Source organism: Microbulbifer maximicatervae (SeqCode), assembly GCF_056231245.1.
Genome location: NZ_CP174334.1, coordinates 829915 through 851088 on the forward strand (window position 1 = coordinate 829915; position 21174 = coordinate 851088).

Annotated in this window: 21 protein-coding genes; 19 read left to right on the forward strand and 2 right to left on the reverse strand. The window is 53.3% G+C overall.

Annotated features, from left to right (window positions below):
• Window positions 1–265: 265 nt before the first annotated feature.
• Window positions 266–634, forward strand: a complete 369-nt coding sequence (locus ACJJIS_RS03560; protein ID WP_475709496.1) for a hypothetical protein — start codon at window positions 266–268, stop codon at window positions 632–634.
• Window positions 635–664: 30 nt separating this feature from the next.
• Window positions 665–1027 carry a VOC family protein gene (locus tag ACJJIS_RS03565; protein WP_475709497.1) on the forward strand — a complete coding sequence of 121 codons (363 nt, stop codon included), beginning with the start codon at window positions 665–667 and terminating at the stop codon, window positions 1025–1027.
• A gap of 65 nt (window positions 1028–1092) precedes the next feature.
• Here the strand turns inward: ACJJIS_RS03565 and ACJJIS_RS03570 are convergent, their stop codons facing one another.
• Window positions 1093–2355 (reverse strand): 6-phosphofructokinase, encoded by a 1263-nt coding sequence (locus ACJJIS_RS03570; protein ID WP_282931458.1) that lies wholly within the window; start codon window positions 2353–2355, stop codon window positions 1093–1095.
• Between the two features lie 287 nt (window positions 2356–2642).
• On the opposite strand from ACJJIS_RS03570, the gene mpl reads away from it, so the two are divergent.
• The 4 genes from mpl (at window position 2643) to ACJJIS_RS03590 (ending at window position 7697) form a co-directional block, all read left to right on the forward strand.
• A complete protein-coding gene (gene mpl / locus ACJJIS_RS03575) occupies window positions 2643–4025 on the forward strand; it encodes a UDP-N-acetylmuramate:L-alanyl-gamma-D-glutamyl-meso-diaminopimelate ligase (protein ID WP_413663151.1) in 1383 nt (460 codons plus the stop codon).
• 31 nt (window positions 4026–4056) lie between these two features.
• Window positions 4057–4719, forward strand: a complete 663-nt coding sequence (locus ACJJIS_RS03580; RefSeq protein ID WP_475709498.1) for a flavin prenyltransferase UbiX — start codon at window positions 4057–4059, stop codon at window positions 4717–4719.
• Window positions 4709–4996, forward strand: a complete 288-nt coding sequence (locus ACJJIS_RS03585; protein ID WP_282931461.1) for an Rdx family protein — start codon at window positions 4709–4711, stop codon at window positions 4994–4996. Before ACJJIS_RS03580 ends, ACJJIS_RS03585 begins: the two co-directional genes overlap by 11 nt.
• Window positions 4997–5114: 118 nt before the next feature.
• Window positions 5115–7697 carry an efflux RND transporter permease subunit gene (locus ACJJIS_RS03590; protein WP_475709499.1) on the forward strand — a complete coding sequence of 861 codons (2583 nt, stop codon included), beginning with the start codon at window positions 5115–5117 and terminating at the stop codon, window positions 7695–7697.
• Between the two features lie 72 nt (window positions 7698–7769).
• Here the strand turns inward: ACJJIS_RS03590 and ACJJIS_RS03595 are convergent, their stop codons facing one another.
• A complete protein-coding gene (locus ACJJIS_RS03595) occupies window positions 7770–8051 on the reverse strand; it encodes a peptidylprolyl isomerase (RefSeq protein WP_282931463.1) in 282 nt (93 codons plus the stop codon).
• Between the two features lie 188 nt (window positions 8052–8239).
• Here ACJJIS_RS03595 and ACJJIS_RS03600 point away from each other — a divergent pair, with 188 nt between their 5' ends.
• The 13 genes from ACJJIS_RS03600 to lipA all read left to right on the forward strand — a co-directional run bounded on the left by ACJJIS_RS03600 (window position 8240) and on the right by lipA (window position 20530).
• Window positions 8240–8821 (forward strand): LON peptidase substrate-binding domain-containing protein, encoded by a 582-nt coding sequence (locus ACJJIS_RS03600; RefSeq protein WP_475710330.1) that lies wholly within the window; start codon window positions 8240–8242, stop codon window positions 8819–8821.
• 96 nt (window positions 8822–8917) lie between these two features.
• On the forward strand, window positions 8918–10201 hold the full coding sequence (locus ACJJIS_RS03605; protein WP_444934046.1) for a glutamate-5-semialdehyde dehydrogenase: 1284 nt from the start codon (window positions 8918–8920) through the stop codon (window positions 10199–10201).
• 48 nt (window positions 10202–10249) lie between these two features.
• Entirely contained in the window at window positions 10250–10933 is a 684-nt protein-coding gene (nadD, locus tag ACJJIS_RS03610; RefSeq protein WP_444934045.1) for a nicotinate-nucleotide adenylyltransferase, read from the forward strand.
• Window positions 10930–11307: a ribosome silencing factor gene (gene rsfS, locus ACJJIS_RS03615; protein WP_413663146.1), complete on the forward strand. Its 378-nt coding sequence runs from the start codon at window positions 10930–10932 to the stop codon at window positions 11305–11307. The genes nadD and rsfS overlap by 4 nt, the downstream gene beginning before the upstream one ends.
• A gap of 5 nt (window positions 11308–11312) precedes the next feature.
• Window positions 11313–11789 carry a 23S rRNA (pseudouridine(1915)-N(3))-methyltransferase RlmH gene (rlmH, locus tag ACJJIS_RS03620; RefSeq protein ID WP_444896240.1) on the forward strand — a complete coding sequence of 159 codons (477 nt, stop codon included), beginning with the start codon at window positions 11313–11315 and terminating at the stop codon, window positions 11787–11789.
• Between the two features lie 120 nt (window positions 11790–11909).
• A complete protein-coding gene (gene mrdA, locus ACJJIS_RS03625) occupies window positions 11910–13805 on the forward strand; it encodes a penicillin-binding protein 2 (RefSeq protein ID WP_475709500.1) in 1896 nt (631 codons plus the stop codon).
• Complete coding sequence (rodA, locus tag ACJJIS_RS03630; protein ID WP_413663143.1) at window positions 13798–14943, forward strand: rod shape-determining protein RodA; 1146 nt, start codon at window positions 13798–13800, stop codon at window positions 14941–14943. The genes mrdA and rodA overlap by 8 nt, the downstream gene beginning before the upstream one ends.
• A 42-nt stretch (window positions 14944–14985) precedes the next feature.
• Window positions 14986–15996, forward strand: coding sequence for a lytic murein transglycosylase B (gene mltB, locus ACJJIS_RS03635; RefSeq protein WP_413663142.1), 1011 nt, complete (start codon window positions 14986–14988; stop codon window positions 15994–15996).
• 147 nt (window positions 15997–16143) lie between these two features.
• Complete coding sequence (locus tag ACJJIS_RS03640) at window positions 16144–17019, forward strand: septal ring lytic transglycosylase RlpA family protein (RefSeq protein ID WP_282931471.1); 876 nt, start codon at window positions 16144–16146, stop codon at window positions 17017–17019.
• Between the two features lie 239 nt (window positions 17020–17258).
• Window positions 17259–18404 carry a D-alanyl-D-alanine carboxypeptidase family protein gene (locus tag ACJJIS_RS03645; protein ID WP_282931472.1) on the forward strand — a complete coding sequence of 382 codons (1146 nt, stop codon included), beginning with the start codon at window positions 17259–17261 and terminating at the stop codon, window positions 18402–18404.
• 167 nt (window positions 18405–18571) lie between these two features.
• The gene (locus ACJJIS_RS03650) at window positions 18572–18853 is read left to right on the forward strand and encodes an HP0495 family protein (RefSeq protein WP_282931473.1); all 282 of its coding nucleotides are present in this window, start codon (window positions 18572–18574) and stop codon (window positions 18851–18853) included.
• A complete protein-coding gene (lipB, locus tag ACJJIS_RS03655; RefSeq protein WP_444934042.1) occupies window positions 18853–19554 on the forward strand; it encodes a lipoyl(octanoyl) transferase LipB in 702 nt (233 codons plus the stop codon). Before ACJJIS_RS03650 ends, lipB begins: the two co-directional genes overlap by 1 nt.
• Entirely contained in the window at window positions 19547–20530 is a 984-nt protein-coding gene (gene lipA, locus ACJJIS_RS03660; protein WP_444934041.1) for a lipoyl synthase, read from the forward strand. Before lipB ends, lipA begins: the two co-directional genes overlap by 8 nt.
• Window positions 20531–21174: the final 644 nt, after the last annotated feature.

Consider the following 21174-nt stretch of genomic DNA (forward strand, 5'->3'; position numbering starts at 1 on the left):
GTCATTAAAATCTTTTTTATATGGACCATTGGAGGGGAAAGTGTTTGTGCGTGCCCGATCCCTGAATTGGAAAAAGACTTGAGCAAAGTGCCTAAGATGTCTTTCTGGAGTATTGAGGTATCATTGGGGACTATCGGAGACGTATCAAAATAGATAAATATTTAATGCAAGGAGTGTCGTTTTCAGTCAGCGTGTGTTTTATTGCTTCAGGTAAATCAGTTACTAGTGATCGGCGAAGCTATTAAACCACTGGGGGAGACATAGTTTGCAGGCATTTAAGACATTGGAAGGTTTAAGCCTGGAATGGACCGGCACACACTATTCAAAACAAGGTGATTTCCCCGACCTTTCTACCCACACGGTAACCTATGAAACCGCGACACATTGTTATGTTACGGCGTCGGGAGAGTTAGTTGGGGAGGCTTCATATACCTATGAAGCCATGGACGATAGGATGGCGGCGTTGATTTATCGGCCTGATATATATCAGGGGCGAAAAGGTGTGATCCTTTATGCGATGCTCGATTTTGTACAGATGATGGATCGCGCCATTATTCTCTATCAGGATCGGCCACTAGCGCTGGCAAATGGCAGTTTTCAGGTGGTGAATACCCCTGTGCGACCTACAGCCTGAAAATTGAAAAATAAGGAAAATGGTGAGCTTATGAGAGAGTGCGAGAAAATTAATTATATTGAGTTGCCCTCCAGGGATTTGGGTAAGACAAAAGCATTCTTTACCGAGGCTTTTAATTGGACTTTTACCGATTACGGTCCGGAGTACACCGCTTTTTCAAATGCTGGATTGGACGGTGGCTTTTTCAAGGCAGAGTTGCAGAGCACTACTGAAAATGGATCTGCATTAGTGGTGTTATACAGCCGCGACCTGGAGGGTACCCTGGAAAAAGTCACGCAATGCGGAGCCGAAATAGCCAAGCCAATTTTCCCGTTTCCCGGTGGCAGGCGCTTCCATTTTAGGGAACCTTGCGGCAATGAATTTGCGGTTTGGTCTGATGTGGAGTCTGCGTAGAGGCGTTTACAGAAAAAGCCCCTGATTTTACTCGGAGGCTTTTGGGAGACTGGCAACCGTTTCTATTAAGCTTCGAAATCAGTACCCAGCTTCTTTTCCACCAGCTGCTTTTTCAGGGTGGCGTACTGGGGAATGCCATTTTTGTAGGGAGGGTAATCCTCGCCTTGAATTAATGGCAGCAGGTACTTGCGTCCCTCTTCAGTAATTCCAAAGCCATCTTCGCTGATATATTCGCGCGGCATAAATTTTTCTACGTTGGCGACTTCAGACAGCGGCGCCTCTGCGATGGACCAGCTGTACTCTTCACCTTCTGCGCGAATAATGGCTGGCATAATGGCATTTTTGCCTGCTACAGCCATTTCCACTGCGGCGCGACCTACGGCGTAGGCTTGCTCAACGTCGGTAGCAGAAGCGATATGGCGGGCGGCGCGCTGGAGGTAATCTGCCAGGGCCCAGTGGTACTTCAGGCCGAGTTCGCTTTTGACCATGTTGGCCAGGGTCGGTGCAACACCGCCCAACTGCTTGTGACCAAAGGCGTCGGTGGTGCCGGCATCGGCAAGGAAGGTGCCGTCGCCGTACTGGGCGCCTTCGGAGGCGACGATAACGCAGTAGCCTTTCTCGTCTACGGTCTTTTGTACCTTGGCGAGAAACTTCTCTTTATCGAAAGCGATTTCCGGGAACAGGATAATGTGGGGTGCATCGCCTTCCTGTTCTTGGGCCAGAGCGCCGGCAGCGGCAATCCAGCCCGCGTGACGGCCCATCACCTCGAGAATAAATACCTTGGTGGAAGTAGCGCACATGGAGGCCACGTCCATGGCCGCTTCCTTGGTGGAAACGGCAACATATTTGGCAACGGAGCCAAAGCCCGGGCAGTTGTCGGTCAGGGGCAGGTCGTTATCCACAGTTTTGGGAATATGGATGGCCTGGATTGGATAACCCATGGTCTCGGACAGTTGGGATACTTTCAGGCAGGTGTCTGCGGAGTCGCCACCACCGTTGTAAAAGAAGTAGCCAATATTGTGCGCTTTGAAGACTTCGATCAGGCGCTCGTATTCTGCGCGGTTCTCTTCCAGGCTCTTCAGTTTATAGCGGCAGGAACCAAAGGCACCGGAGGGGGTGTGGCGCAGTGCAGCAATATCCTCTGCGCTCTCTTGGCTCACGTCGATCAGCTCCTCGCGCAGCGCGCCGAGAATACCGTTTAGCCCTGCGTAGACATTGCCAATCTGGTCCGGGTTTTCACGCGCAGCTTCAATTACGCCGCAGGCGGATGCGTTGATCACGGCGGTAACGCCACCGGACTGCGCATAAAAGGCGTTCTTTTTCGACATGGTTATCCTGTGCTTATAGAGATATAGAGAAGTATCCCGATCCGGTAATCCGCCTCGCATCTAGTTTTAAACATTTGTGCCAGTGGGGATAACCGGGAGCTCGTATCGGGTGTCGACCCTTTCGGGAAAATTCCTACCACCGTACCGGGGATGAGGCCGACCAATGCGGGGGCGGAGTCTAATGGAATAGCGAGTAAATTGCATGGTAATTGGGGTATTTGGCAATTACTGGCCCGATTTGCCGTGTTAAGCTTGCGCCGCAACCCGTAGGAGTACATTTTTCCGCTATGCATATTCATATTCTAGGTATTTGCGGCACATTTATGGGCAGTTTGGCCCAACTGGCGGTGGCGGAAGGGCACCGCGTAACCGGCAGTGACGCCAATGTTTATCCACCTATGAGCACCCAGTTGCAACAAGCGGGTATCCAAATTACCGAGGGCTATGATCCCGCACAGCTGGAGCCCGCCCCGGACCTGGTGATTATTGGCAATGCTATGTCCCGGGGAAATCCGGCAGTAGAGGCGGTGTTGGAAAAAGGGTTGGCTTACACCTCTGGCGCCCAGTGGTTGTGCGATCACTTCCTGGGTGGCCGCTGGGTATTGGCGGTTTCCGGAACTCACGGTAAAACCACCACCGCCAGTATGCTGGCCTGGATTTTGGAAGCGGCAGATATGCAGCCCGGCTTCCTGATTGGTGGGGTCCCGGCTAATTTTGGTGTCTCTGCTCGTTTGGGAGAGTCTCCCTTCTTTATTGTTGAGGCGGATGAGTATGACACTGCCTTTTTCGACAAGCGTTCCAAGTTTGTGCACTACCGCCCGCGCACGGTGATTATCAACAATCTCGAATTTGACCACGCAGATATCTTTGAGGACCTGGCGGCAATCCAGAAACAATTCCATCACCTGGTACGAACTGTGCCTGCTAGCGGCTTGATAGTGGCCTCTGCCGAAGAGAATGTAGAGCAGGTGCTTGATAAAGGCTGCTGGAGTGAAGTACAGCGGGTTGGCAGCGAGTCTGCCGATGGTGTGCGAGTGGGTGATTGGTGCGCAGTGGATATTGCCGCTGATGGCAGCAGCTTTACGGTTCAGTTTAAAGGCGAAGCTGTGGCGCGGGTCGAGTGGGACCTGACCGGGCAGCACAATGTGCAAAATGGCCTCGCGGCTATGGCTGCGGCGCGGCATGTGGGTGTCACCCCAGATTTGAGTGCGGCAGCTCTGGCACGCTTCCAGGGGGTTAAACGCCGTATGGAGTGCTTGGGAGAAGTGGCCGGCATCCGTGTTTACGATGATTTTGCCCATCACCCCACCGCGATTGAATCCACCCTCAATGGCCTGCGGGCGAAGGTTGGGGAGGATAAAATCATTGCCCTGATTGAACCGCGTTCCAATACCATGCGTATGGGAGTGCACCAGGGCAAGCTGGCCGACTCCTGCTCCGGGGCCGATATGGTGCTCTGGTATCAGCCTGAGGGAGTTAACTGGTCCCTGGAAGACGTCGCCCACCACTCATCGGTGCCGGCCAAAACTTTTGATTCGATTGAAGATGGTGTGGAATCTGTGTTGCAGCTAGCCGATTCCGGTAGCCATATCGTAGTGATGAGCAACGGCGGCTTTGGCGGTATCCACCAGCGCCTTATCGGTGCCCTGGAACAGAAATACGATCTCTAAGTCAGAAGACTAATGTTTCCTGCGCAGCCCTATGCTCGCAGGGCTGAATAAGGTATCGACTTTGCATCAATCCCCTTTCGAGAAGACCGTGACCCTGGCTATGACCGGGGCTTCCGGTGCCCAGTATGGTTTGCGCCTGCTTCAGTGCCTGCTGGCTTCGAATGTGCGCGTATGGCTGCTGCTGTCCGAGGCGGCTCAGGTGGTCATCAACACCGAAACTAATATGCAGTTGCCGGAGGGCGATGAACGCGAGTTGCAGAATTTCCTCGCTGATCGTTTTGCCGCGCAGGAAGGTCAGCTAACTCTGTTCAGCAAGCGCGATTGGTTTTCCCCGGTGGCTTCTGGAACCGGGGCGCCAGCCAGTATGGTGATCTGCCCGGCAAGTGGTGGCACCCTGTCCGCGGTGGCCTGCGGAGCATCGAACAACCTGATTGAGCGGGCTGCGGATGTAGCCCTGAAAGAGCGCCGCCAGCTCATTCTGGTTCCCCGCGAGGCGCCTTACTCAGAGATTCACCTGGAAAATATGCTGAAACTCACCCGCATGGGGGCCATGATCCTGCCGGCCAGCCCTGGCTTTTACCAGAGGCCCAGTTCGGTAGAAGATATTGTGGACTTCGTGGTGGCGCGGTTGCTCGACCAGTTGGGCATCGAGCAGAAGCTGTTGCCCAGCTGGGGAGAGCAGGATGGGCAATGAGATAAAACCGAGTATTACGATTCACTACTGTGTGCAGTGCAACTGGATGTTGCGAGCCACCTGGATGGCCCAGGAATTGCTGCACACTTTCGCCGATGACCTTAATCAGGTTGCATTGCAACCGGGTACTGGGGGAGTATTCGAGATTCGGATTGGCGAAATTTTGATCTGGGAGCGCAAGCGTGACGGCGGCTTTCCCGGTGCTAAGGAGCTCAAACGTCGCGTCAGGGATACCCTGTTTCCCGAACGCGACCTGGGGCATATCGACAATCCCTGAAAAAAGTTCCAATAAAACGGTGCGGTGGCAAATTTTAGGTTTGCTAATTCATCGCATAGGCGAACAATATGCGCGCCGCAATGCGGCCAGTTTTTAGTTTGGAAAGAAGCGGAAATTTATGCTGTCAGCTTTACAGAAGTCTTATGAATACTTGGTGACCAAGCGGCCCGCTGCGGTGTTGGTGGTTATCGGCCTGTTAACCCTGCTGGCAGCCCTCGGATTGTCCCGCCTGAAGATCGACGCCTCTGCCGATTCCCTCACTCTGGAAGCTGATAAATCCCTGGATTATTTCCGCGAGATTTCCGAGCGCTATGCCAGTGGCGACTTCCTGGTCGTCACTTACCGCTCCAAGACTGGGGACCTGTTCAGTGATGAGTCCCTGGAAACCCTGGGCAAGTTGCGGGATGAATTGGCCAAGGTAGATGGTGTGTCCAGTGTGCAGAGCATTCTCGATGTCCCACTGCTATACAGCCCCAAGCTGGTTCTCACCGATATCAGCGATGAGGTGCGCACGCTCTCCAGGCCCGATGTCGACCGGGATATGGCCCGGCAAGAGTTCCTTTCCAGTCCGATTTATCGGGAGTTGATCCTGAGTCCGGACGGGCAGACGACGGCCATACTGGCGAACCTGAAACTGGATAGCCGTGGCATCGAGATGGTGCGCGAGCGGGATGCTTTGCGCAGCAAGCGCAATACAGAGGGACTGACTCCGGAAGAGGCCGTTCGCCTGGAGGAGATCAGCGCGGTCTATCTGGCCCACCGTACTGAGCAAGAGAAAATTGCCCACCAGCGCGTCGATACCGTGCGCGCAATTCTGGCTGGCTACAACGGCGAAGCGGAGCTGTTCCTCGGTGGTGTCACTATGATCACCGCCGATATGATTTCGTTTATTAAAAGCGACCTACTGGTATTCGGTGTGGGGATCCTCGCTTTTATCGTGATTACTCTGTTGCTGATTTTCCGCCAGCCGCGCTGGGTGCTGTTGCCGCTGATGACTTGTGTTACCACTGCGGTGGTGATGCTGGGGCTACTCGGCTGGCTGGACTGGCGACTGACAGTGATCTCGGCCAACTTTGTCGCACTGCTGTTAATTATTACCTTGGCAATTACCATCCACCTGGCGGTGCGCTACCGGGAATATATTGCCCAGAACCCGGATTGGGATCTTGAAAAGCTGGTATTGCAGACAGTGCGCTTTATGGCCAAGCCCTGCCTGTATACCGCACTGACCACCATCGTGGCTTTTGTGTCCCTGGTGGTGAGCGGCATTCGCCCGGTTATCGATTTTGGCTGGATGATGACGATGGGTGTGACTGTGGCTCTGCTGCTGTCGTTCCTGATTATTCCCAGTTTCCTGATGGTGCTGCCGAAGCGTGTGGGCAGTGTAAGTGCAGATAACTCCCACGCATTTACCCTGCAGTTTTCCCGCTTTGCTGAGCGCCACAAGTTTGTGGTGCTAGGTATTTCACTGCTGGCAGCCGTCGTGAGTGTGGTGGGTATATCCCAGCTGAAAGTGGAAAACCGCTTTATCGATTACTTCGATGATTCCACGGAAATTTATCAGGGCATGCTGGTGATTGACCGCCGCCTGGGTGGCACTGTGACCTTGGATATTATTCTGGATCAGCCCGAGGAGCAGGAGGCAGCTTTCGAGGGAGAAGAAGATCCCTTTGCGATGGAAGCAGAGGAAGATCCCTTCGCTGTAGAAGAGGACCCCTTTGCCTCCGATGATCCATTTGGCGGTGAAGATGAGTCAGTGGAGCAGAGCTACTGGTTTACGGTTGCCGGTTTGGCAAAGCTGGAGCAGCTGCATGATTACCTGGAGGAGCAGCCGGAGATAGGTAAGGTTCAATCTCTGGCGACCCTGTATAAAGTTGCCGTGGATCTGAATGGCGGTCCCCTCAATGACTTTGAGCTGGCGGTGGCCAATACCAGCCTGCCGGCCGAAATTCGCTCCGTTCTGGTAGACCCCTATTTATCTGTGGAGAACAACCAGGCTCGTATCACCCTGCGAGTGATGGAGACAGACCCCACCCTGCGTCGCGATGAGCTGATCCAGCGTATCTACAACTACGCTCACAATGAGATGGGCATAGCTCCAGAGAATGTTCATCAGACCGGCCTGTTGGTTCTGTACAACAATATGTTACAGAGCCTGTTTAAATCCCAGATCCTGACCCTGGGTGCTGTTTTTGTCGGAATCCTGCTGATGTTCCTGGTGCTATTCCGCTCTCTGTGGATTGCTCTGATTGCACTGGTGCCAAATATGCTGGCGGCCTGTGTGGTACTTGGTGGTATGGGGCTGGCGGGTATCCCGCTGGATATGATGACCATCACTATCGCCGCGATTACCGTGGGTATCGGGGTGGACCACGCGATTCACTACCTGTATCGCTTCCGCGCGGAGTTTGCCAAAGATGGCAATTACCTGGCGACCATGCATCGCAGCCATGCGACGATTGGCCGTGCCATGTTCTACACAGCGATCACGATTATTGTCGGTTTCTCAATTTTGGCGCTGTCGAAGTTTGTTCCGTCGATCTATTTCGGCCTCCTCACCGCGCTGGCGATGTCCGCCGCACTGTTGGGTTCCCTGACACTTCTGCCCCTGTTGCTGGTGATGTTCAAGCCCCTCGGTCGTCAGAGGCAAGCTGATAAAGTTGAGCCCGAGGCACCGATGCAGGAGGCGCCCAGCGCCTGAAGCGAAGGAATTTGAAATATAAAAAAAGCCGGGATAACCCCGGCTTTTTTATGTCTGCTTAACAGTCGGGACTCAGTCTTGGCGGCTGGTAATTTCCAGCAAGTGGTAGCCAAACTGGGTTTTGACTGGGCCATGTACCTTATGCAGCTCTTCGGAAAATACGACCTTGTCAAATTCGGGAACCATCATTCCCTTGCTGAAAGAGCCCAGGTCACCGCCGGAACGGCTAGAGGGGCACTGGGAGTACTGCTCGGCAATTTTACCGAAGTCAGCGCCGTTCTCGATTTGCTGTTTCAGGTCCTGGCACTGCTGTTCATTTTCAACCAGGATATGGCGAGCGGTTGCTGTAGGCATGAAAAATCTCCGTTTGGTCAATTTACCGCAGCAGCTTAAAGGCTGGGTGTTGGGCTTGCCAGCGACAATTACCGCAAAGTGGAAAAACTTGCTTGCAATCCAACCGGTTGGCGGTAAAAAGTCTCTTAACCTGCCGCAGAGTTCCCTAGGGCGATGTTATCTTTAGGGCACACAAAAAATAATGAGTGATGACTTTGCAACAGATACCCCTTTTTCCCCTGAGTGTCCCTCTATACCCCGGCGTGACTTTGCCCCTGCGGATTTTTGAGCAGCGCTATATTCACCTTGTCAGTGAGTCCATGAAAACCAATAGTGGCTTCGGCATTGTTTTGATTCGCTCCGGGGGCGAAGTGGGGCGCGCTTCAGTATGGCCTCTCGGTGTTTATGTCGACATCGTGGATTGGGGGCAGGGCGAGGGAGGGCTGCTAAATGTGGAGGTGAAAGGTCGGCGTCGCTTTCGCATTGTCCACACCCGTCGCGCAGAAGATGACTTGCTTCTGGGGGACGTGGAATGGATACCAGATGAAGATGAAAAGCCGATTCCAGCGGATTGCGATGGTCTTCTGTCGGTGTTGGAGGAGTTGAAGGAGCGGGCACAGACGCTATCACTTAAATTTGAGCCGGTGGAGTCTGCGGACTCACTATCCTGGCAATTGGCTCAGCTTCTGCCATTGGAAGATAAGGTTCGCACCGACTTGCTAGCGGTAGAAGATCCTCTTATTCGGCTTGCAACCATTGCCGAGAACCTGGACCGTTGGGCGCGGGAATAGCTAGATATAAAGCTGTGGGGCCCGGTAATCGGCACTTTCAACCGGGTCTCGCTGGGTTATACTGCGCGGCCGACCGGATTTTGCACGGAGAGCCAAGTGACCGCCACAGACACCGCTGATCAGCAATCCACTCGCGCCAAGCTCGAACAAATGGGGCGCGCAGCCCGTACCGCCGCCAAACAGATAGCTGCTGCGGATACCTCCACCAAAAATAATGCTCTTAAAGCCATCGCTGCCCAACTGGAGACACAGCGAGTATCTTTACTGAAGGCCAATGCATTGGATATGCAGGCCGGTCGCGAGCGCGGCCTGGATGCGGCTCTTCTGGATCGTCTGGAGCTTAACGATGCCCGCATCGATGGCATGATCGAGGGCTTGGTGCAGGTGGCAGAGCTGCCCGACCCGGTGGGAGAAGTTGAAGATTTACGCTATCGCCCCAGCGGTATTCAAGTGGGCAAAATGCGTGTGCCCCTAGGGGTGGTGGGCATTATTTATGAGTCCAGGCCCAATGTGACCATTGATGCAGCGAGCCTGTGCTTAAAATCCGGCAATGCCACAATTTTGCGTGGAGGCAGTGAAGCGCTGCACTCGAACAAGGCAATTGCCACCTGTATTACCGCCGGCTTGCGCGAAGCGGGTTTGCCGGAAACGGCGGTGCAGGTTGTCGATACCACCGATCGAGCGGCGGTGGGTGCCCTGATCACTATGCCGGAATATGTGGATGTGATTGTACCCAGGGGCGGAACCGGCTTGATTGAAAGGGTCAGTCGCGAAGCCCGGGTGCCGGTAATCAAACACCTGCACGGTGTTTGTCATGTGTATATCGATGATCGGGCTGACCTGGACAAAGCTTTCGATATCGCCCTCAATGCCAAGACCCATCGCTATGGTGTTTGTAACGCCATGGAAACACTTTTAGTTGCCGAGATGGTTGCGGCGGATATACTGCCGCGCTTGGCTGGTGCCTACGAAGACAAAGGGGTTGAATTGCGCGGTTGTGACCGGACCCGTGAAATCATTGCTCACTGTGTAGCGGCGACAGAAGATGACTGGAGTGAGGAATACCTTGCCCCGGTTCTGGCTGTGCGTGTTGTTGCGGATATGGAAGCGGCTATGGACCATATTGCCTGTTACGGATCCGGCCACACCGAGGCAATTGTCACCCAGGATTACAGTCGCAGCCGCCGTTTTATGAGTGCTGTGGATGCCAGCTCAGTGATGATTAATGCCTCAACCCGCTTTGCTGACGGTTTCGAGTACGGCTTGGGGGCGGAAATTGGTATCAGTACTGATAAAATCCACGCCCGCGGCCCGGTTGGCCTGGAAGGGCTCACTTCGCAAAAATGGATTGTGTTCGGAGATGGCCATATCCGGCAATAAGCACTTTTCCCTTTGGGGCAGCGAGTGCGGGGGGTACGAGAAATAATTGTGGCGAGCAAAAGGCATAAGTTGGCCCTGTTTGGCGGAACCTTTGATCCGATTCATCTCGGTCATTTGCGCATGGCGCTGGAGCTGCGCCAGGTGCTCGAATTTGATGAAATGCGCCTGCTACCCAGCCACCAGCCTGCCCACCGGCAGACGCCAGGTGTATCGTCCCGCCAGCGTAGCGAAATGCTGGCTCTGGCGCTTGAGGGGTGTGATGAGCTCACCCTGGATGAGCGAGAACTCCATCGTGGCGGAGCTACTTATACGGTAGATACCCTGGAGGAGCTGCGCAGTGAACTGGGAGGTGAAACCTCCATCAGTTTCTGCATGGGATTGGACTCCCTATTGAGTCTGCACCGCTGGCACCGCTGGGAGCGCCTCTTGGAGCTGGCACATCTGGTGGTGGTAACAAGGCCGGGCTGGCACCTGCCAGATCGCGATAGCGAAGAGCATGGCCCTCTGGCAGAACTGCTGGAGAATCATCGGGGCACGGTTGCAGGCTTGCATACACGAGCATGTGGTTGCCTGCTGTTGCGGGAGCAGACCATGTTGCCAATTTCCGCGACGCAAATTCGCGAATTAATTAAAAGTGGCCAGTCGCCACGCTATTTACTGCCCGCAACTGTGTTGCAGTACATAGAAGATCATCGACTTTATACAGAGGTTGCTTCAGGCGACCCGCAATGAATCAAGGTGTTATGACAAATATTAAAGATATCGCTCTCAATGCGCTGGAAGATTTGAAAGGTAAGGATATTGTTTCCCTGGATGTTTCCGGGCTTTCAGATGTAATGGACAATCTGCTGATCTGTACTGGTACTTCCAGCCGCCAGGTTAAGTCCCTGGCAGAGAACGTTGTAGACGAGCTGAAAAAAGAAGGTATTCGCCCCATTGGTGTTGAAGGTGTTGACCAGGGCGAGTGGGTATTAGTCGACTACGGTGACTTGGTTGTTCACGTGATGCTCGCAGATGTTCGCGGTTTCTACGATCTGGAAAAACTCTGGTCTATGACTCCGAATACCCGTGACGATGCCGATGGCAGTGATCCGCACCAGGGTTAATTGCTGTGAAAATCCGCATTCTTGCCGCCGGTGGAAAAATGCCGGCTTGGGTGCAGGAGGGCTACGCCGAGTACGCTAAGCGCCTGCCCCGGGAAATTGCTCTGGAAATGGTGGAAATTCCACTCGGCCAACGAGGCCAAAAGAGCTCTGCAGCCCTGATTGAAAAAGCGCGAAAAAAAGAGGGCGAGGCGATGCTCGCCGCTTTGGGACCGCGGGACCACGTGGTAGCGCTCGATGTGAAAGGCAAGCCCTGGAGTACCGAGCAGTTGTCGGCGCAATTAAGTGATTGGCAAATGCTTGGGGAAAATATCAGCCTGTTAATTGGCGGGCCCGACGGTTTATCCGAAGACTGCCTCGCCCGTGCTCGCCAGCGCTGGTCTCTGTCCCCACTGACCTTGCCGCACCCGCTGGTGAGGGTGGTTCTGGCTGAACAAATTTATCGCGCCTGGACATTATTGGCCGGCCATCCCTATCACAAATAAAATATTTGCGATAAGTCGCGAAGAGATTTGCCGACTCGGTTCTCTCTCCTGACTCGCCCTGTGTTAATGTAGGGAATTAGATTTTTTGCACGCCAGTCAAAAACCATCGAATAAATTCTGATGCCGCACGATTACCATCTCAAGGACCCCCATACCGAGCAGCGATTGTTTCGCAATCGTATGTTGGTGGCGCTTGTGGGGGTTATCTTTTTACTGGGTGTTCTCGTAGCGCGTTTCTACAACCTCCAGGTGGTTAATTACGAAGACTACCGCACTCAATCTGATGAGAACCGTATCCAGGTGCGCCCGGTCGCGCCGACCCGCGGATTGATCTACGACCGCAACGGCATTTTGCTAGCCGATAACCGCGCCAGTTATAACTTGTCGATTGTTCGCGAGCGCGTTCGCGATATGGATGTCACGCTAGAGCTGATCGGTAACCTGGTGCGACTCGATGAAAACGATGTCACCAAATTCCAGAAACGCCTCAAGCGCCGGCGCCCCTATGAGCCAGTGCCTCTCCGGTTTCGTTTGAACGAAGATGAAATCGCACGGATCAGTGTTAATCAATTCCGTATGCCTGGGGTGTCAGTGGAGGCGGAGTTGGTGCGTTACTACTCCCTCGGGGATTTATTTGCCCACAGTGTGGGCTATGTGGGGCGAATCAGTGACCGGGACCTGAGTAACTTTACCGAGGATGATGTGCGCCGCTATCGCGGTACCCGTAGCATCGGTAAGGTTGGGTTGGAACGCTCCTACGAGGACCTCCTGCTTGGTGAGGTCGGTTATGAAAATGTTGAAATTAATGCTCGTGGCCGGGTTTTACGAGTACTGGAGCGCCAGGACCCCAAACCGGGCTCGGATCTGGTGCTCAACCTGGATGCTCAACTGCAACAAGTCGCCTCTGATGCCCTGGGAGATCGTCGCGGTGCAGTAGTTGCGATCGATGTAAATAGCGGTGGCGTGTTGGCGTTTGTCAGCAAGCCGTCCTTCGACCCCAATTTGTTTGTGACCGGCATCAGCTTTGCCGACTATCGCGCCCTCAGCGATTCCCTCGATGTGCCCCTGTTTAATCGGGCGGTGCAGGGTCAGTATCCACCGGGTTCCACTTTAAAGCCGTTGATGGGGCTGGGTGGACTCCAGGCGGGCATTATTACTCGAGAGAGTACAGTCAAGGACCCCGGCTTTTACAAGCTGCCCAACGATCCGCGCATCTACCGCGACCACGTGCGCTGGGGGCACGGTGAGAAAGTGGATCTGATACAGGCCATGGCGCAGAGCTGTGACGTCTACTTTTGGGATATGGCGCACCGCTGGGATATCGATGATATGCACAGCATCGCCTCCCATTTTGGCCTGGGGACAAAGACCGGAGTCGACTTGCCCATGGAGCGCTCCGGGTTGTTTCCCTCTAGAGATTGGAAGCGCGGTGCCCGCGGTATGCCCTGGTTTCCCGGTGACAGTTTGAATGCGGTGCTGGGGCAGGGTTTTGTGTTGGCGACGCCACTGCAGCTTGCAGTAATGACTGCCACGATTGCCAATCGCGGTACCCACTACCGCCCGCAGATGGTCAAGTCGATCAACGGGGTGGAACAACCTCCCGAGATACTGCACAACCTCGAGGCCCGCCCTGATCACTGGGATTTGGTATTCGAGGGAATGGAGGCTGTAGTCAACCACCGTACCGGTACCGGGAAACGGGCAGGTAAAGATCTGGACTTCCGCGTGGCGGGTAAGTCCGGTACCGCTCAGGTGGTCGGTATTGCCCAGGGGGAGCGCTATGACTCAGAGGCCCTGCAAGAGCGCCACCGAGACCACGCCCTGTTTGTGGCCTTCGCGCCTGTGGATAACCCCCGTATCGCTGTTTCGGTATTAGTCGAAAATGGTGAGGGCGGCGGCAAGGTCGCTGCCCCGGTGGCAAGAGAGCTATTTGCGGAGTGGATGTCACGCCCGCAGTTGGAACCGCAGAAGACGGCGGATACCACTTATTTGAGCGAGGGGGCTGGCAATGGCTAGTCGCGATTTCTCCCACCGTTTGTCAGATGCCCACGGCAGTCTGCGCAAGCCGGTCAGTCTTTCCCGCCGCCTGCATATTGATATACCGCTACTGGTGCTGTTGTTGGTGTTGGCAGCCGTAGGACTTGGAGTGCTGTACAGCGCTTCTGGCGGTGATATGAACTATGTGCGGCGCCAGTCGATTTTTATGTGCGTGGCCTTCGTGGGCATGTTTATCGTTGCGCAAATTCCCCTGGATTTTTATCGGCGCTGGTCTCCCTGGGCCTATTTGGCCGGTTGTGCGCTATTGGTTGGGGTATTGTTTTTTGGCACCAAGGCGATGGGGGCGCAGCGCTGGTTGGAGATAGGCGGATTTCGCTTCCAGCCGTCGGAAGTGATGAAGCTCGGTGTTCCCATGGCAGTGGCAGCTTACCTGCATCAACGCCGCTTGCCGCCATCACTGACCACGGTGATTGGAGCTTTGGCAATTGTGGCGATTCCCGCAGCTCTTATCGTACGGCAACCGGATTTGGGGACCTCGATCCTGATTGCGGCGTCCGGTCTTTTTGCCCTGTATCTAGCTGGGTTGAGTTGGAAGATGATCAGTGCGGCGGCAATGGCGCTGTTGGTTGCTGCCTATCCAATTTGGCACTGGGGGCTCCACGATTACCAACGGCAGCGAATTTTGACCCTGCTCAACCCAGATGATGACCGTTTTGGTGCTGGTTGGAATATATTTAACTCCAAAGCGGCTATCGGCTCCGGTGGTGTTTACGGCAAAGGCTACCTGCAGGGAACCCAGTCACAGCTCGATTTCCTGCCGGAGAGCCATACCGATTTTATTATCGCGGTACTGTCGGAGGAGTGGGGCATGCGCGGCGCCCTGTTGCTGCTTTTGCTATATGTATTGATTATCGCCCGTGGCATTTACATCAGCTTTATGGCCCAGCACGTATTTGGCCGATTGTTGGCGGGGAGTATTACCCTCACTTTTTTTGTCTATGTATTTGTAAACATTGGTATGGTTACAGGATTGTTGCCGGTAGTTGGGGTGCCTTTGCCTGTGATTAGTTACGGCGGGACATCCTTGATTACATTGATGGCCGGATTTGGCTTGTTGATGGCTGTTGGCACTGAGCGGCGCAGAGTTCACTTTTGAGGAACACTGCATAGGGACAATAACCGGATTTAGAGACGCGAGATGAAGACAGGAGCGGTCGTTTTGAAGTGGACCTCGGGATTATTAATCGGGATGGGACTGGCCCTCGCCGCCTGTGCGCAGGAACCGGGTCACGGAAATAATAAACAAGCGCAAGAATTCGTAGATTATATGGTGGAAGAGCACGATTTTAATCGCGAAGAAATGCAGACTCTGATGCGTGAGGCCAAGCGCAAAGATTCCATCCTAAAGGCGATCAAACGGCCAGCTGAGAAAGCCAAGCCCTGGCACGAATATCGCAAAATGTTTCTTACCCCGCAGAGCATTGCCGGTGGGGTAGACTTTTGGGATCAAAATGCCGAGGCCCTGGCTGAGGCTGAAAAGAAATACGGTGTACCGGCAGAGATGATTGTTGCCATCATCGGAATTGAAACCCGATACGGCGGTAATATGGGCGGCTACCGGGTTTTGGATGCACTTTCCACGCTGGCATTTAACTACCCCCGTCGCTCTGCGTTTTTTACCAAAGAGTTAGAAAACTACCTTCTGCTGACTCGTGAGCAGGATATGGACCCCTTGGCTCTCAAGGGCTCTTATGCTGGGGCTATGGGCTACGGTCAATTCATGCCTTCAAGCTACCGCTCTTATGCGGTGGACTTCAGCGACGATGGCAAGGCGGATATATGGAACAACCCTACCGATGCGATCGGCAGTGTGGCTAACTATTTCGTTAAACATGGATGGAAGCCCGGTGAACCGGTCGCGGTACTGGCCAGCCCCCGCCCGAATGCGGACATGACAATCGTCAACGATACTCTGCAGCCGCAGTGGACCGTTGGAGAATTGGCGGACAAAGGCTTTAACGCTACTAGCCAGGTGGCTCCGGAAATGCCGGCCAACGTATTCTCCCTGCAAACTGAGCAGGGAAAACAGTATTGGCTCGGTTTGAATAATTTCGCGACTATCACCCGCTATAACCGCAGTCGCCTTTACGCTATGGCCGTCAATGACCTGGCCCAAGAGATTGTTAAAGCGAGAGGCGGCAAGTCTTAAGGCGGCTTCAGTCCCGCAGCTAAATTTAACCCAAATGGAGGGAACCATTTGGGTTTTTAGTGTTCATATTTTTCTATTTTATTTAGCAGTTCCAGATAATAGCGGCTTGGAGACGGCAGCAATAAGTTGTCGCGCGCCGGGGGGATTATGTTTCAGTGCAAAGCGCGTTGGGGAGTGGCCCTGGCGGTCCTGATATTAGCGGCCTGTAGTGGCCCGCAGCCAAAACCACAGAAAACCGAAAACACCAAGCAACCGGACTTTAATAGCATCAAGGATAGTGGCCCTGCTGCTCCGGTAAATATGCAAGCAGCCCCTGAGCCGATCCCTGTCCGCGAGCCGATCGGCGACGCCGGCAATAAATCCCCTTATAAGGTCAACGGTGTCACGTATCGTGTACGCAATGACGTCAAGGGCTATAAAGAGGTGGGGCAGGCTTCCTGGTATGGAACAAAATTCCACGGCCGACGCACTGCAAATGGCGAGGTCTACAATATGTATGCCATGTCTGCTGCCCATAAAACGCTACCACTGCCCAGCTATGCCAAGGTCACCAATCTCGACAATGGCCGCAGTATTATCGTGCGGGTAAACGATCGGGGGCCCTTTGTGCACGGGCGCATCATCGACCTCAGTTATACTGCTGCGCAAAAGCTTGGATACATTGATAAAGGCATTGCTCGGGTTGAGGTAGAGGCTCTGGACCCGGCCGCGTTGCCGGCGGCCAATGAAGTGCTGGCCAATAGTGATGGCACCGCTGGTTTGGCGGAAGATACGACTATCAAGTTGCCCGACAATACCTATCTGCAAGTTGGTGCTTATAGCAGTTCCGCGCAGGCCCAGGAAATTCGCACCCAATTGGCAGCGGCCATTGACTATCCTGTTGCTGTTAGTTCTGTTCAGAGTGGCGGCAAGACTTATTATCGAGTTCGAATTGGTCCACTCACCCAGCAGAGAGCTTTGGCAACAGCGCGGGAAACTGTTGAGCAGAAGCAATTTGGACAGCCACAAGTAGTTTACGAATAGTGTTGTGGGCTAATAGGGATGGGTGATAACCGCCTTAAATGATTGTGACTGATGATATCGGTGGCAGTCATTTGAATACCCGTTCACAAAATAGTGCGCATTGACGCGTTTTTTCTTGTATTTTGTAATTTTGTAATGATAGGCGGCGTTTGGTGACAAGCTCTAGTGCCGCTGATTAACCTTGTAGATTTCGTTGCAGGTTAAGCCAACGAAAACGAGGAATGACGAGACATATACCTATGATCACACGGATTATCGCCTGTTCTTTCCTGTTGTTATGTGCGGGCCTGGCCCAGGCGCAATCTCTTATCCCTGCACCGCCCCAATTGGCGGCGAAGTCTTACCTGCTCTTAGATGCCAATACCGGTCAGGTCCTGGTTGAGCACGAGGCGGATACTCCGGTACCGCCGGCAAGCCTTACCAAGATGATGACGGCCTATATCGTTTCTGAGGAGATCCTTAAGGGGAGCATCAAAGAAAACGATATGGTTCGTATCTCTGAAAAGGCCTGGCGTAAGGGTGGCTCCAAGATGTTTGTCAAAGTGGGTGACCAGGTGCCGGTTATCGACTTGATGCGCGGTGTGATTATTCAGTCCGGTAACGATGCGAGTATCGCTCTGGCAGAACACGTCTCCGGTAGCGAAGAGGTCTTTGCCGAAGTTATGAACCAGCAGGCAGAGCTGCTGGGAATGGAAGATACTAACTTCGTCAACGCCACTGGCTGGCCTGCAGAGGGGCATGTAACGACTGCCCATGACCTGGGTGTACTGGCGCGCGCGCTGATAATGGACCACCCAGAGCATTACGATATTTATTCCGAGAAGTATTTCAGCTATTCCGGAATTAACCAGCCTAACCGCAACCGTTTGCTATGGCGCGATTCCTCTGTAGATGGAATTAAGACCGGTCATACGGAAGAAGCAGGGTACTGCCTGGTAGCTTCTGCAATGAAGCGCGGCATGCGCCTGGTTGCTATTGTTGTCGGCACCGACAGTGATGAGAAGCGCGCCTCTGAGACCCAAAAACTGCTCGCCTACGGCTTCCGCTACTACCAAACCCACAAGGTCTATGGTCAGGGTGAAGAGTTGCAGACGGAGCGTGTCTGGGGTGGTAAAGAGCCCAGCGTGGGTATTGCCGTAGCTAAAGATGTATTCGTTACTATCCCCCGTGGCGGTGAGGAAGGCATTAAGGCCGACCTGATTGTGGATGGTGAGCTGGAAGCGCCTGTGCAGAAGGGCCAGCCAGTGGGTAAAGTTGTTGTGACCCTGGATGGTGAGACTGTCGCCGATGTTAAAGCAGTTGCTGCCGAAGATGTGGAGCGTGCCGGTTTCTTCAAGCGCATGTGGGACTCCATCAAGCGCTTTGTAATGGGCTTTTTTAGCTAATTGCTGATTTAGGGATGGGAATGATTCCCATCCCTGTCCATCCCTCCCCAGTCTCTGTCCACTTCCCCTTTTGCTCACTGTCCACTACTGTTTAGCCGCTGTATAATCGCCGCCCGGCTGTGCCTAAGCTTTTCTCAATATCTAACAGCCCGGCCCCGGAGAGTGGTATGAGTCAAGATCCCAATCAAAAAGCCCCGAAAATTGAATTTCCCTGCGAAGACTACATGGTCAAGGTCGTGCGTGATGCCAATGATGAGGCGCACGAATTTGTACTGGATGTGATGCGTCGCCATGCCCCCGGCCTGGACGAAGAGCGCGTTACCTTACGTGACAGTAGTACTGGTAAATTCACCTCAATGACTTTCTTTATCCTCGCCACTGGTGAGGAGCAGCTCAAAGCATTATTTGAAGAACTGAAACAGCACCCCGCTGTGCATATGGTGCTCTGATGACCATTGTTCGCGATCTTGCGCGGCGAGATTACAAGAGTGTCTGGCAGGCGATGTCGCGCTATACCGATAGTCGCGATGGCGAAAGTGTCGACGAGATCTGGTGTGTAGAGCACGAGCCGGTTTTCACCCAGGGGCAGGCAGGCAAAGCCGAGCACCTGCTGAATACCGGTGATATACCCGTGGTTCAGGTGGATCGTGGGGGACAGGTGACTTATCACGGCCCCGGCCAGTTGGTGGTGTACCCATTGCTGGACCTGCGCAGAGCAAAAATCGGCGTGCGTGATCTGGTCACTGCCCTGGAAACTGCCACGGTGGCAATGCTGGAAACCTTTGGTGTTGCAGCGGCACCCAGGGCCGATGCGCCTGGGGTCTACCTCACTAAAGGCCCAGGTGCGGGGAGTAAAATTGCCTCTATCGGATTGCGAGTTCGGCGGGGGTGCAGTTTCCACGGTATCGCCATCAATATCGATATGGATCTGGCTCCATTCCTGCGGATCAACCCCTGTGGCTATGCGGGGATGCAGATGGTGCAGATGGCAGAAATATTGGAACCAACCCCGAGTTGGAGCCAGGTCGCCGAGATTTTTGTACGCGAGCTGCTCCACACTCTTCAGTTGCCCGACGCCCAGTGGCAACCCATTGATGAAAAAGTATTTGCGCAGCTGAGCGCAGAACAGCAGGAATTAAGTAATGGCTGATAAACCCAACCTGGTGCCCGTTAAGCGCACTCGCCGCCTCCAGCAGGGGGAGAAACTTCGCGATGGCGATAAGGTAGAGCGTATCCCGGTGAAGGTAATTGCCAGCGATAACCTGCTGCGTAAGCCTGACTGGATTCGCGTAAAGGTTCCCGCTTCAAAAGAAGTGGATCGCATCAAAAATATTCTCCGCTCACAAAAACTGTCAACGGTTTGTGAAGAGGCGAGCTGCCCTAATTTGGGAGAGTGCTTTAGTGGCGGTACCGCGACATTTATGATCATGGGTGAAATCTGTACCCGTCGCTGTCCTTTCTGCGACGTAGGCCACGGTAAGCCCAATCCACTGGACCCGGAAGAGCCCAAGAACCTGGCGGATGCCATTGCTGCAATGAGTTTGCGCTATGTGGTAATCACCTCTGTTGACCGGGATGACTTGCGCGATGGTGGCGCCGAGCATTTTGCCAATTGTATTCGTGAATCGAGAGCGCAATCCCCGAACCTGCAAGTGGAAATTCTCACTCCGGATTTCCGCGGCCGTATGGATGTAGCGCTGGACATTCTGGAGAAAGAAGCTCCGGATGTGTTTAACCACAATTTGGAAACTGTGCCACGCCTGTATAAAGAGTCTCGTCCCGGTGCCAATTACAAGTGGTCTTTAAAGCTGCTGCAGGAATACAAAAAGCGTCGCCCTGACGTACTGACCAAGTCCGGGTTGATGGTTGGCCTGGGTGAGGAGAAAGAGGAAATTTTCCAGGTAATGGACGATATGCGCGAGCATGATATCGATATGCTTACGATCGGCCAGTATCTGCAACCGAGTAAAGAACATTTACCGGTACAACGCTACGTCCATCCGGATGAGTTTGAAGAGTATCGCCGCTACGCCGAGCAAATCGGCTTTAAGCACGCGGCCTGTGGTCCCTTGGTACGTTCTTCTTACCATGCTGATAAGCAGGCTCACGGAGAAAAGGTAGGTTAATACAATTTGTAGGAGAGGGGGGTGTTTTTCACATCCCTCTCCCCATTTCTCCCTCCTCAATCTCGCTTTTAACGCCCAGTTAAACACATCTATTTTTAAACAAAACTGACAGTGCTTTCGCTGTTGCGAGCTCTGAAAGTATATTCTTGATTGAGAAATTAAAGTTATTTTCTCTGAAGTATTGAGGCGGCTATTTTCAATGTTTAAGAGCTGTTAATGCTCTTAATTAAATTAAGGTTAATGTATTAATTGCCTTAAATAGATTTTAAGTCTCCGTGGATTTTTGTCGTTTTTCTGTAAGCCTGATATCAAATTAGAAATTAGTGCGGATTAAATTTTTAAGAAATCAAAAGTCATTTCGAATTACATTCATGTGACACTGTGTACCACAATGCACTAGTTTTTAGTTCTATTAGTAAGTAGCGTCCTGATAAATGGGATACTTTTGTTAGACCTGATGTCCCAATTAAGCAGCAAAGAGCCTGCTCCTTTGTGACCAGCCATTCGCATTTTATGGTTGATAACAATAATTGCACTAATAGCTGATCTTCAGTAACTTAAGGTAAAACAATAACTGTCAGAGATTCTGCCTTTTTAGGTGTTTCATCTGCCATATTCATTCGGCGGATCTAGCCAAGCCGGGT